The sequence below is a fragment of the Lelliottia sp. RWM.1 genome (genome assembly GCF_016859735.1).
In the GTDB taxonomy this organism is placed as follows: Bacteria; Pseudomonadota; Gammaproteobacteria; order Enterobacterales; family Enterobacteriaceae; genus Enterobacter.
Window position 1 is genome coordinate 52707 of record NZ_WLVC01000028.1, and the last position, 13173, is coordinate 65879.

A 13173-nucleotide genomic window follows, 5' to 3' on the forward strand; every position below is an offset into this window, starting at 1 on the left:
ACAGCAATCAGGACTGATTAAATTTAAACAAGGGTAACAGGTAGTGCTGCGCCTCTTTCGTGATGGTCTCGAAGTATTCTGGCTCAAGTGTACGCCACAGGCGTTGATACCAGACATCCTCGCCTTCACCACGCACCATCATGTTTCCTTCGTACGCCTGCAAGAATTTACTACGTGCTTTCTGCAACGTTGCATCGTCCGTTAACATGGCATCATTCTGCACATCGTAACAAGCTTTTATCCACGCCCCTCCACTTTCTGGCAGGAGCAGGAGAGGTTTGTTCATCCCTTGCCGATAGCCTTCAACAAACACTGACAGCAAGGTTAACGCCTGATCTGCAGCCATCGGAGGAAAACGCCACTCGCCCTCTTTACGCACGAACAACCGGCTTTCACCTTCATTACCACCAGCACTATAGACAAGATGTTCGAGCCAGAGTTGCAAGCCTTGCGAAACGCTGAGCATGGATGGACGCCAGCGGAGCAGCCCGTCTGGCTGAACCTGAGAGAGCCAGCCCGTCAATTGCACACCATTGCAATTGAGGTCTATTTCGAGACTTTTCCCCGGTTGGCGACATTCGATAACACGGCCTGCAAGGGCCAGCATCTCCTGGCATTGCGCATCCCAGGCTATTTCCCCGAATGCACCATATGGCAACTGCCCGGCAGCCCGATAACGACGGAACAGACTGTGTGCATCTTCCTGCTCGACGAGTGCGTTCAACAACTGAACATTCAACTGATAGCGCTCAAGCCCTTCAAGGGTAAAGGGTTCAGTATCAGGAATATCGCCCTCTTCAGATCGAAAGTTGACTTGTAATCGCTGCTGAAAAAATGCCCGCACCGGATGTGACCAGAAGCGCAAGAGTTGCTCAAAGGTCAGTGTGTCAAACGGGCGTGGTTCAAGCTCCTGAATAAACTCAGTGTGTGCAGTCCCCTCTTTTTTCGCCGCGGGTAGCCACTCACAGGCGTAGCTTTGATACTCACTTACGACATAGTTCATCGGATCAAAGGGCATTCGGCTATGGCAAAACGTAATGTGCACCTTCACGTGCTGTTCGCTTTCGTCACAATTACGCGCTTCATCCCCTGGCAGATAGTGACTCTGCCCGATGTAATCCACCAATTCTTGCACCAGAACCGACGGAAAACGCTCACTGTTATCCTGAATTGAGCGCCCGATATAACTGATATACAACTTGCTTTGAGCTGAGATCAGCGCTTCGAGGAAAAGATAGCGGTCATCATCACGCCGACTACGATCGCCCCGTTTCGGTTTCGGACTCATCAGATCAAAACCCAGAGGCGCGAGTGCTCGTGGGTAAATACCGTCATTCATCCCCAGCAGGCAAACCACTTTGAACGGAATAGAACGCATGGGCATCAAGGTACAAATGTTGACAGGCCCGGCAAGGAAGCGCTGGCTGATTCGTTCTTGATCAAGCCTCTGGGTCAGTTCGTCACGCAATAGCGACAGGGGAACCGTCTCCGTATAGTGGGAATCAGCCCCCTCTTCAACGATCGCCTGCCACTGCTTTTCAATGAGTGCCATTGCTGCTTCTGTTTCACTATCCGGCAGGAAGAAATCACTGAGCATCTCACGGCAAACCGGTAGCCACTCTTCAAGGGTGCGAGGCTGTATCAGCTCACGCCGCCAGCGGTTAAGCTGCATCAACAACGAGGCCAGATGGCCAACCAGCTCAGCAATGAGACCGCTGGATTCATCATAAGGCAGAACATCTTTCCACTCGCCCTGGCTGCTCTCCATTGCGTAGCCCAGCAACATACGCGTAAGCCCAAACTGCCAGGTATGTTGACCAGTAGGCGGGAGATCAAATTCCTGAACGTTATCGTCATCAATCCCCCAGCGCACGCCGGATTCATTCACCCACTGGCGCAGGTAGCGTAACCCTTCTTCATCAATTCCAAAGCGGGCTGCCAGTACAGGTACATCAAGTAGCGCCAGCACATCTTCAGAGATAAACCGGCTATCAGGGAGTGACAGCAAACTAACAAATGCCTGCAATGCCGGATGAGACTGCCGCGCTCGTCGGTCAGATATTGCATAAGGCAGATAACGCTCCCCCGTGGCGCTACCAAAAACAGCCTGAATGAAGGGGCTATAGCTATCGATATCAGCCACCATCACCACGATGTCGCGCGGGGTTAAATCAGGATCGTCTTGCAGGAGTGCCAGTAAACGGTCGTGCAGGATCTCCACTTCACGCTGCGGGCTGTGGCACACATGGATCGATATACTGCGATCGTCAGGATCCAACCTTCTCTTCCGATCGCTACGCGCAAATTCGTCGGCAGTGATCCCCGCAACGGCACGATTTTCAAGATCCAGAATGTCTAACTGGATATTGTGTAGCAAGCTATCCGGGCTGATCTCCGCAAACGCATCAACATCGCCCTCACCTGATGAAGTGATATCAGAGAGCATGTGAATATAATCGCGTCCCAATTTTCCCCAGGAGGCAAGAAGTGGATTTGGAAGGTTCTGAATACCCTCTTCATCGAAGAGCATCGATGCCGTTGCACTGTCCTTAAACAGCGGGATGGTCCGTTCTTCAAAGATGCGCCGTCTTTGCCTTGTCACCAGTCTCGAAAGCCAGCGCGAATCCTGAATATCCCCCCAATAATGGCGGCATGGGTTAGTAAACAGGATATGGATATCAACATGCTTACCCAGTGCTTTTAGCGCATCCAGATAAACTGGCGGTAGTGCCGAAATACCACAAATAAACACCCGTGATGGCAGTCCCGTGGGGCGCTCTGAAGCGGTTTCCAGTATTGAAATGAACCGATCGTATAAATTGGCGCGATGCCACAACGGTTGGCCTAGCTTCGCGGTATGTTCTACCAGCGCTTTCCACAATGGTGCTTGCCAGATCTGCGCCTCCGGCAGATCATCAACCAGCTCGCCAGCCTCCCAACGGGTCAGCCATTGCGGGCGATAAACCAGATATTGGTCGTAAAGATCGGCAGTACGCGATGCGAGCTGGAACAGTTTTCGTTTGTCGGTATCGTCATTGAGATAGTGGCGCAGCATAGCGAATTCATCACGCGCCAACATTTCCGGCAGCAGCGCCATCAACTTCCAGCTCATACTTTGTTTGTTGAATGCGCTCTGTTTTGGGATATCTGGCAATACGCGAACAAACATGTCCCAGATAAAACTGGCGGGGAGTGGAAATTCGATGTTCGCCGCAATACCGAATTTTTGCGAAAGTGACATCTGTAGCCACTGCGCCATCCCAGTGCTTTGCACCAGCACCATTTCGGGCTCAAAAGGATCGTCAAGGCGCTCTCGCTCAACAATGAACTCCATCAGCGCTTCCAGCACATCCAGACGATTTGAGTGGTAAACCCTTAACATAGACGCTCCCGACTACTGGCTGACCGGGCAATGCAGGCGAGTCATCTCACCACGCCGCCCCAGAGGAGAAATAAGTGTAACCGTGATGCTGACACATCCCGACTGCGTTGTCTGCTCCCGGTTAACCTGCCAACCTTCCGGCAGCGCTTTGGCTTCCAGTTGAGACTGATTCCAGGCATTGTGCCAGAGTTCGCGATATTGGTTAAAAACCGTAAAGCGAACGGCAAGTTCCCGATGATAACCAGACAGCGCCGTGACAATTAAGACCAGCAGCATCATCGCCAGCAAAACTTCAACCATGCTAAATCCTTTCTGTTTACTCAGGGCAACTGGCATAACGCACTTTCCTTAAGCGGGCAAAAATCACTCCAGCCATGTGGGGAAAAAATGATATGTCCTTCCAGCACCTTGCCAGTACGCCACGACAGCAGATCATTGTTTCCAGCAATCAGCAAAACACGCTCATCGCTCAGAAGCTTCACACACACGCGTGCTGGCGGCTGTGCCTGTTTGCACTGAATATCGCTTTCTGGCAGCCAGTGCTGCATACGTCCCCATTCCAGTGCAGACTGTACGATGGCCTGAGACTGAAGGGACCGGCTCTCGCCACCAACCAATGCACTGAAGGTATTTAGCTGCTGATTCAACCCAGAAAGCACCAGGCTACCAAGAACCAGCAACAGCAGAACCATGGCCAGTGACGACATTCCTCGCTGCCGATTCACAGGTTAAACCCTGTCACGGTATGGCGAGCGCTATAAGGGGAAGCGAGTGAGCCTGTTATTACTGCCGTCAGCTCAATGTTCAGTTCTGGAGCGAAACCAAGTCGTTCAGTTTTGGTCACCACAAACTGTTGGATCCGAAGCCTGTCCGGGTCGGTGACTTTCTCCCACCCCTTCCCCTCACAGGATGTTGCACCTCGTAGTGTTTCCAAAGACCCCGATTCCAGACGAAAACCTGTCTGGTCGCTTTCAGATTGAGTGATGTCCCAATTTCCGTTGCTGTTTGCGTCCCACTGCACAATGACACAACGCCCCTGTTTACCGATCACCAGCCCTTGCCCCTGACAATTCCCAGCGCAATACCCTGCCCGCTGAAGCTGCTTTCCAATGGAAAAAAGACGCTGCCAGACCGCCTCTTCAAGCTCCCGTTGCCCAGATTGCAGCGAAATAGCCCGCTGCAGCCCGGGTAAAAAACGCGATGAGCTTAACAACAGGATGCTGCTGATCATCATGGCGATCAGCACCTCGATCAGCGAAAAACCACCTGCTCTTAGTGGCATGAGCTTTCTCCTGCGGTATTGCACATTCTGATACGCCCTCCATTCGAGATGATAATCAACCACTCCCCTGCACTGCTATGTACGCGAACTCTGCCTGCCCAGGCGGTGTCACGTAACCCATAAAACCCCAGCGAAGGCGTTAACTCCGTAATTGTGACTTCGGGCCAGAGCGGCCTTAAGACAAATGGTGTTTTATCCTCGCAATCAGACACCACCGAACTGACAAGGCAGGTGCTTGTTCCATTCAATATCAGACTAAGTTTATGGTCCCGGTTGTGCCTGTTAGCGTCGTTACGCAGGAAAACGAGGTAATCGCGAACCTGACCTGCGGTTTGCCATAACCGATGCTGTTGTTGCCAGTTGTTCCAGCCATAAAGTCCCGTTGCGCTAAGAATAACCACAACAGATATCGCTACCAGGGTTTCAATTAACGTAAAACCGTTCTCTTTTTTCATGCCAGGAGTGTGGCGAAATGCAGGCATGCTGACGAGCCATGAATTGGAACATTACGAGCCGCTATCCAGTAAATTTTACCTGTTGCAGAGTGTTGCAAAACGGGCGGAAGCAGACTCGGAAAACAAAATAAAGGCGAAAAAAAACCGGCGCTAAAAAGCACCGGTTATGTCAGGATTTGCCGTATCAGATAGCGACAGGCGCTTTGATGCCCGGATGCGGGTCATACCCTTCGATCTCAAAATCATCGAAGCGATAATCAAAGATAGAATCAGGCTTACGCTTGATGACCAGTTTCGGCAGCGCACGTGGTTCTCGGGATAGCTGGAGATGTGTCTGTTCCATATGGTTGCTGTAAAGGTGAGTATCGCCACCGGTCCAGACAAAATCACCCACTTCCAGATCGCACTGCTGCGCCATCATATGTACCAGCAACGCATAGCTGGCAATATTAAATGGCAGGCCGAGGAATACGTCGCATGAACGCTGATAAAGCTGGCAGGAGAGCTTTCCATCCGCCACGTAGAACTGGAAGAACGCATGGCAAGGCGCAAGCGCCATTTTATCCAGTTCGCCAACGTTCCAGGCCGATACGATGATGCGGCGCGAATCCGGATCATTTTTCAGCTGGTTGAGAACCGTGGTGATCTGGTCGATATGACGGCCATCTGGAGTTGGCCATGCGCGCCATTGCTTGCCATACACCGGCCCCAGATTCCCGTTTTCGTCCGCCCATTCGTCCCAGATAGACACGTTATTTTCGTGTAGATAGGCAACATTCGTATCACCTTGCAGGAACCAGAGCAGTTCATGAATGATCGAGCGCAAATGGCAGCGCTTCGTCGTCACCAGAGGAAAGCCTTCCTGTAAGTTGAAGCGCATCTGGTGGCCAAAAATAGAGAGCGTACCGGTTCCGGTACGGTCGTTTTTCGGCGTGCCCTCATCGAGCACTTTTTTCATCAATTCAAGATACTGTTTCATGGTTCCTCAGGAAAGTTGTTGCTGTGGACGGCGACGATACGCCCAGACCATCATAATGATGCCCGCGACAATCATCGGAATAGAGAGGATCTGCCCCATACTGATGTACTGTACCCACGCGCCAGTAAACTGCGCATCTGGCTGGCGGAAGAACTCAACGATGATACGGAATGCGCCGTAGCCAATCAGGAACAGACCCGATACGGAGCCCATAGGACGCGGTTTGCGGATAAACAGATTCAGAATGATAAACAGCACCACGCCTTCGAGCGCCAGTTCATAAAGCTGAGACATATGGCGCGGCAAGACACCGTAGGTATCGAAAATCGATTGCCACTCAGGGTGGGATGGCAGTAACGCCACGTCTTCAGCACGAGACCCCGGGAACAGCATCGTAAACGGAACGCTCGGATCAACACGACCCCACAGTTCACCATTGATGAAGTTACCCAGACGCCCAGCGCCCAGACCAAACGGGATCAGAGGCGCAATAAAGTCAGAGACCTGGAAGAAATTGCGTTTGGTGCGTTTGGCAAAAATGACCATCACCAGGATCACGCCAATCAAGCCACCGTGGAAGGACATGCCGCCGTCCCAGACGCGGAACAGATAAAGCGGATCGCTCAGGAATACCGGGAAGTTATAGAACAAAACATAACCGATACGGCCACCAAGGAATACCCCCAGGAAACCTGCGTAAAGCAGATTTTCAACTTCGTTCTTCGTCCAACCGCTACCAGGACGACTGGCGCGACGGCCAGCAAGCCACATAGCAAAGATGAAACCCACCAGATACATCAGGCCGTACCAGTGAAGTGCGACGGGGCCGATTGAGAAAATGACCGGATCAAATTCCGGAAAATGCAGATAACCACTGTTCATCTGTCACCACAAGATGTTGTTATTCCGCTGAAAGTGGACAGCGGTAGAAATGCGCACCAGCCGATGGCAGGGGCTCCAAAGTTGCGAATCATAGCATAAGGCTGGCGCAGAGGATGCGCCTGAGATGTAAAAGATGTGTATATCTGGTGGTATGGCTTGTTGTCCTCTCCCTGTGGGAGAGGATGAAAAAAATGATGTTTTTTCCCCTGCGATAAGGGAACAGAGGACATTATCGACCGCCGCGAATAAGACCGCCCATACCACGTCGCTCCATAAAAGCGGCTACCTGATGTCGAACTTCAGTTGCCAGTTGGGCCTCAAGGCTGCGCGCAGCAAGTTCTTGCGCATCTTCATAGTCGATATGCCGCAGCAGGTACTTCACGCGCGCGACAGAACGACCGTTCATCGATAAGTGGCGGAACCCCAGGCCAATCAGAATGGCGACACACATAGAGTCTCCCGCCATTTCACCGCACAAACGCAGATCGAGTCCGTATTGCTCGGCTTCACGGGCGATCATAGCCAACGCGCGGAGCATGGCGGGATGCAGGCTGTCATAGATGCTGGCAACACGCGTATTGTTACGATCTACCGCCAGGATGTACTGCGTGAGATCGTTAGTGCCGACAGAGATAAAATCAACGCGATTCGCCAGTTGAGGCAGCATGAAAACCATCGAAGGGACTTCAAGCATGACTCCGATACGTGGCTTAGGGATCGCATAACCGATCATCTCCTCCACTTCACGCCCTGCGCGTTCTATCAGGCGACGAGCCTCGTCAATTTCATCAATGCTGGTGACCATCGGCAACAAAATACTGAGATTGCCCGTCGCCGCATTTGCACGCAGCATGGCCCGCACCTGGATCAAGAAGATCTCTGGCTGATCGAGCGTAATGCGGATCCCACGCCAACCCAGACAAGGATTCTCCTCACTGATCGGCATATAAGGCAGTTGTTTGTCGGCTCCAACGTCCAGGGTGCGTAACGTAACGGGTTTGTCGTTAAACATCTGCAACATCCCCTGATATTGCGCGACCTGCTCCTCTTCTGACGGGAAGCCGCTTTGCAACATAAAGGGAATTTCAGTGCGGTATAAACCGATACCATCAATACGGCTACCGAGCTTTTCTTCGTGCTCAGGGCTCAAACCCGCATTGAGCATCACTTTTACCCGCTCACCACTTTTGAGCTGAGCAGGCAGATTAACGTCATCTTCTGCGAGTTTGCTTAATTCATTCTCTTCGCTGATGAGGCGCTGGTATTCCTGCAGTAACACTGGCTCAGGATCGACCAATAACTCACCGCGATAGCCGTCCACAACCAGAGTACGTCGATGGAGCACCGATGGCTGGATATCCGCGCCCATGACGGTTGGAATGCCTAATGCACGCACCATGATGGCCGCATGGGAGTTAGCTGCGCCATCGCGCACCACCACGCCCGCCAGCCTGTCGTGCGGCAGCTCTGCAAGCGTTGTAGCCGAGAGTTCATCAGCCACCAGCACAAATCGTTTTGGCCAAGCATTTGCGCCCTGAATGGTATCGTCGAGATGGAACAGCAGGCGCTGCCCCAGGGTGCGCAAATCACCCGCTCGCTCTTTGAGATAACCGTCCGTCAGCGCCGCGAATTGCTCGGCAAATTTCTCGATGATCTTTTTAACAGCCCATTCAGCCACCGAGCCTTTGTCTACTTCAGCAAACAGCTCCCGGCGCAGCCGCGCATCGGAAAGCAAGTGCGAGTAGAGATCAAAGATGGCGGCAGTCTCTTTCTGCGCACCTGCGGAAAAACGCTTACTGTAGCGACGAAATTCATTCGCCGCTTCTTCCAGAGCAGCGGTAAGGCGTTCGCGCTCCTGCACGGCATCCAGCGTCGAAGCTTCGTACACCTGCTCCATCAACGGCAGCGTTGCGTCCATCCAGCCTTCAGCAATGGCGACCCCCGGTGATGCCGGGAGTGCGCGAATGCGCGTGTGACGATACTGCCCAAACAGCGCCGCAAGCTGAGATTGCGAGAGGATCGCCGCCATCTGTGTCGCCAGCGTAACAAGGAAAGACTCTTCGCTTTCGTCGTACTGGCGCAGTTCGCGTTGCTGTACCACCAGCACACCGAGCAATTGACGTCGCTGGATGATTGGCACACCGAGAAACGCCCTGAAGCGTTCTTCTTTTACGGAAGGAATGTATTTAAAACTGGGGTGTTTTTGCGCATCAGCCAGGTTGATAGGTTCAGCGAGGCGTCCGACAAGGCCTACAATGCCTTCATCAAATGCAAGCGTAACAGTGCGGCCGCGTGGTTTCTTCAAACCACGGGTCGCCATCAGGTAATAACAACGCCGGTCATGGTCGGCCAGATACACCGAACAGACTTCGGTTTCCATCGCAAGACAGATGTCGGTGACCAGAATATTCAGCGCCTCGTTCAGGCGAGGTGCACTGGCCACCTTTTCGACTATTTCTCGCAAGCGGGTGAGCATGATTTGCGTAGCTTAACCTCTTTTACGTCGCCAGGCAGGTGCGCTTTGCGGCTTAGGAGGAACCTCCTGTAGCGACATCACAACACTTGCGAACTCTTTCATCACCCTACGGTAAACATCGCGTTTAAACGACACGACCTGACGAACAGGATACCAGTAACTCACCCAACGCCAGCCATCGAACTCAGGCGTACTGCTGGTTTGCATATTGATATCTGAATCGTTGCCCACCAACTGCAGAAGAAACCACTTCTGTTTCTGGCCGATACATACCGGCTTTGTGTCCCAACGCACCAAACGTTTCGGTAACTTGTAACGCAACCAGTTGCGGGTCGAAGCCAGGATGCGAACATCTTTTCGGCTTAAGCCGACCTCTTCGAACAACTCCCGGTACATCGTTTGTTCTGGGGACTCCCCTGGATTTATCCCACCTTGCGGGAATTGCCAGGAGTGCTGACCATATCGTCTGGCCCACATGACCTGACCCTGACGATTACAAATTACGATACCTACGTTTGGGCGGTAGCCATCGTCATCAATCACCGGACTACCCCAAGCTAAACCTTATATATGAATGATTGTTTCACACTCCAGGGAGGTGGTAAACCTCTCTCTTACAGGCCTGCAATCGAATAACATTTGAATAACTCACAAAAAACAATGGAGTTATAAACAGATGAAGGGCCGCAAGGCCAATTTTATTCACCTTTTCTGTGGATATAGTTGTGAAGAAGTATGGAATTACCGATGGACAACCTAAAACCCTCGACAAATCCACTGCAACACGAATTAATATAATATGTTATTTTTCATTATGTTAATCATTTAACTATGAGAAAATCATTGGATAACGTGATGATCATCACATCAGAGATCTTCGACTTGATGAAAGATCGAACAGCGTCGGTTTTATCCACAGATTGTGCCAATAAGTTAGGCACAATTTGTGTGAAAATTCGATTTTCGTCGCACGTCAAGGCTGTAAATTGAAACAGTAGTATGGGTTATTCCCAGTTATCCCACTTTTCTGTGGATAACCTAGTGTAAGATCCTGTTTATTGTCGGTGACCAGATTTGCACAACCGTGTTTTACGCGAGCTACGATTTGTTTTATTTAACAAAAAAAACCTATAAATCATACACATGTCATATTAGTACAGAAAACGTTAAACTCTATCCACAGAGCACAATTTATTAGTTCATTTTTTAATCAAAGGGTTATCTTCATGCTTCCGCTTTCTCCGCTGCTCTCCCCCCCTTCCAGCGAAGACCAACTTCTGCACCAGGCACAGTGTCTGGCGGGCTATACGCTCGGAGAACTAGCCGCCATAGCAGGCTTACCCATTCCAGCTAATCTCAAACGCGATAAAGGCTGGATCGGCATTTTGCTTGAACAGTGGCTGGGGGCCAGCGCAGGTAGCAAGCCAGAGCAAGATTTCGCGGCGCTGGGGATTGAACTGAAAACCATCCCTGTGGATAGCCAGGGGAAACCCCTGGAAACCACGTTTGTGTGCGTCGCCCCCTTAACTGGAAATACAGGTGTGACCTGGGAAACCAGCCATGTTCGCCACAAACTGAAACGAGTACTGTGGATCCCTGTTGAAGGGGATCGCGCAATCCCACTTGCGGAACGCCATGTCGGTGCGCCTCTTCTCTGGAGCCCAGATGCGCATGAAGAGCGGCAACTCTGTCTGGACTGGGAGGAGTTGATGGATATGATCGTGCTTGGACAGGTTGAACGCATTACGGCCCGCCATGGAGACGTTCTCCAGTTGCGCCCTAAAGCAGCGAACAGCAAGGCGCTGACCGAAGCGATTGGTGCTCAGGGTGAAACAATCATGACCTTGCCGCGTGGTTTTTATCTTAAAAAGAACTTTACCGGCGCACTGCTCGCGCGTCATTTCTTACTAAAAAGATAGGTTTTTAACGAAATTTGCGCAGTATCAAACATAATCACCTGCTTTTTAAGATTTTACCGCTTTGCGATCGCGGAATATCAGGTTATTACTACACTATGACTTGATACGAGCCAGGTGAGGATGATAACGATGAAAAAATGGGCAGTGTTAATCTCAGCAGTCGGTTTAGCCTTCGCGGTTTCAGGTTGCAGTAGCGATTATGTGATGGCAACAAAAGATGGTCGTATGATCCTCACTGATGGAAAACCCGAAGTCGACGATGATACCGGCCTGGTCAGTTACCGGGATCAGGAAGGGAATAAAATGCAAATCAATCGTGATGAAGTGTCGCAAATTATCGAGCGATAAACAGATAAAGGTCAGTCGCTTGCTGGCCTTTTTGATTTTTTCCTTCCCCTTTTGCCTCCCCTCTGCCATGTTTATACTCCTTCGTCGGGACGTTCCTGACGCCCATTGTAAAGGAAGCCGGCTATGCATTATCACCGTATCCCCCACAGCTCTCTGGAGATAAGCCAACTGGGGTTGGGCACGATGACTTTCGGTGAACAAAACAGCGAAGCCGATGCCCATGCGCAACTCGATTACGCCATCAGCCAGGGGATTAACCTGATTGATGTCGCAGAGATGTACCCTGTACCTCCCCGTCCGGAAACACAGGGGCTAACTGAAACCTACGTCGGTAACTGGCTGGCAAAACGCGGCAACCGTGAAAAGCTGGTCGTCGCCTCTAAAGTCAGTGGTCCTGCACGCAACAATGACAGCGGGATCCGCCAAAACCAGGTACTGGATCGCAAAAACATTCGCGCCGCACTGGATGCCAGCCTGAAGCGCTTGCAGACTGACTATCTCGACCTGTATCAGGTTCACTGGCCTCAACGTCCAACGAACTGTTTCGGTAAACTCGGCTATAGCTGGAATGAGAGCGCCCCCGTTGTTACCTTGCTTGAAACACTGGAAGCCCTCACGGAATGCCAGCGCGCAGGTAAGATCCGCTATATCGGCGTCTCGAATGAAACCGCGTTTGGTGTGATGCGCTACCTTCACCTGGCTGATAAGCATGATTTACCGCGTATCGTCACCATTCAGAACCCTTATAGCCTGCTAAACCGTAGCTATGAAGTGGGTCTGGCGGAAGTTACACAATATGAGAACGTGGAGCTACTCGCCTATTCCTGTCTGGGCTTTGGAACGCTCACGGGCAAATACCTGAATGGCGCAAAACCTGCCGGGGCGCGCAATACCCTGTTCAGTCGCTTTACGCGTTACAGCGGTGAGCAGACACAGAAAGCCGTTGCGGCCTATGTCGATATTGCGAAACGACACGGGCTTGATCCAGCCCAGATGGCGCTGGCTTTTGTGCGTCGCCAGCCATTCGTTGCCAGTACCCTCCTGGGAGCAACCACCATGGAACAGTTGAAAGCAAACATCGACAGTTTCCATCTGGAACTGAGCGAAGACGTTCTGGCGGAGATAGAAGCGGTGCATCAGATTTATACCTATCCAGCACCGTAACAAAAGCAAAACGGCAACCTCCGGGTTAATGCTGGTCACTTAAGGTGACCAGCAACCTTTTTATCCGGATATTTTCTGGTCTTTACACTGAGTTCCCGCGGGTAACTTCGCTCCCTTCTCCCCGGTAATATCAGCCATTTCGCTTGTTCATACAGCGTTCTCATTTCGCCCGGCATTTTTCCCGGTGAGGCCCACGGCAGGGTTATCAGTAGCCGGATTATTTCGCTTATCGCTCCACTGAAGCTAAGCTGGTTAGGCAAATCATCTCCCTTCAGATGGAACACCA

Annotated in this window: 12 protein-coding genes and 1 pseudogene; 3 read left to right on the plus strand and 10 right to left on the minus strand. The window is 51.5% G+C overall.

Annotated elements, in window-relative coordinates:
- Nucleotides 1-7 precede the first annotated feature (7 nt).
- The 9 genes from recC to rppH all read right to left on the minus strand — a co-directional run bounded on the left by recC (nt 8) and on the right by rppH (nt 9999).
- Nucleotides 8-3382, minus strand: coding sequence for an exodeoxyribonuclease V subunit gamma (gene recC / locus GF617_RS18080; RefSeq protein ID WP_203452199.1), 3375 nt, complete (start codon nt 3380-3382; stop codon nt 8-10).
- A 12-nt stretch (nt 3383-3394) separates the two neighbouring features.
- Nucleotides 3395-3718, minus strand: coding sequence for a prepilin-type N-terminal cleavage/methylation domain-containing protein (locus GF617_RS18085; protein ID WP_203452200.1), 324 nt, complete (start codon nt 3716-3718; stop codon nt 3395-3397).
- Nucleotides 3703-4107: a DUF2509 family protein gene (locus GF617_RS18090; protein WP_203452201.1), complete on the minus strand. Its 405-nt coding sequence runs from the start codon at nt 4105-4107 to the stop codon at nt 3703-3705. The genes GF617_RS18085 and GF617_RS18090 overlap by 16 nt, the downstream gene beginning before the upstream one ends.
- Entirely contained in the window at nt 4104-4664 is a 561-nt protein-coding gene (locus GF617_RS18095; RefSeq protein WP_203452202.1) for a prepilin peptidase-dependent protein, read from the minus strand. Before GF617_RS18095 ends, GF617_RS18090 begins: the two co-directional genes overlap by 4 nt.
- Nucleotides 4655-5119 (minus strand): prepilin peptidase-dependent protein, encoded by a 465-nt coding sequence (locus GF617_RS18100; RefSeq protein WP_181623825.1) that lies wholly within the window; start codon nt 5117-5119, stop codon nt 4655-4657. Before GF617_RS18100 ends, GF617_RS18095 begins: the two co-directional genes overlap by 10 nt.
- Nucleotides 5120-5303: 184 nt before the next feature.
- Nucleotides 5304-6098: a thymidylate synthase gene (gene thyA / locus GF617_RS18105; RefSeq protein ID WP_181620617.1), complete on the minus strand. Its 795-nt coding sequence runs from the start codon at nt 6096-6098 to the stop codon at nt 5304-5306.
- 6 nt (nt 6099-6104) lie between these two features.
- Nucleotides 6105-6980 (minus strand): prolipoprotein diacylglyceryl transferase, encoded by an 876-nt coding sequence (gene lgt, locus GF617_RS18110; protein WP_181620618.1) that lies wholly within the window; start codon nt 6978-6980, stop codon nt 6105-6107.
- A gap of 229 nt (nt 6981-7209) precedes the next feature.
- A complete protein-coding gene (ptsP, locus tag GF617_RS18115; protein ID WP_181620619.1) occupies nt 7210-9456 on the minus strand; it encodes a phosphoenolpyruvate--protein phosphotransferase in 2247 nt (748 codons plus the stop codon).
- Nucleotides 9457-9468: 12 nt separating this feature from the next.
- Entirely contained in the window at nt 9469-9999 is a 531-nt protein-coding gene (gene rppH / locus GF617_RS18120) for an RNA pyrophosphohydrolase (protein WP_181620620.1), read from the minus strand.
- Between the two features lie 683 nt (nt 10000-10682).
- Between rppH and mutH the strand changes: the two genes are divergently transcribed.
- From mutH to GF617_RS18135, 3 genes are all read left to right on the plus strand, one after another.
- Nucleotides 10683-11375, plus strand: coding sequence for a DNA mismatch repair endonuclease MutH (mutH, locus tag GF617_RS18125; RefSeq protein ID WP_181620621.1), 693 nt, complete (start codon nt 10683-10685; stop codon nt 11373-11375).
- A gap of 129 nt (nt 11376-11504) precedes the next feature.
- The gene (locus GF617_RS18130) at nt 11505-11723 is read left to right on the plus strand and encodes a YgdI/YgdR family lipoprotein (RefSeq protein ID WP_114978579.1); all 219 of its coding nucleotides are present in this window, start codon (nt 11505-11507) and stop codon (nt 11721-11723) included.
- Nucleotides 11724-11846: 123 nt separating this feature from the next.
- Nucleotides 11847-12887: an NADP(H)-dependent aldo-keto reductase gene (locus GF617_RS18135; protein WP_181620622.1), complete on the plus strand. Its 1041-nt coding sequence runs from the start codon at nt 11847-11849 to the stop codon at nt 12885-12887.
- Nucleotides 12888-12922: 35 nt separating this feature from the next.
- Here the strand turns inward: GF617_RS18135 and GF617_RS18140 are convergent.
- Nucleotides 12923-13173, minus strand: a pseudogene (locus tag GF617_RS18140) (IS4 family transposase); the annotation flags it as partial.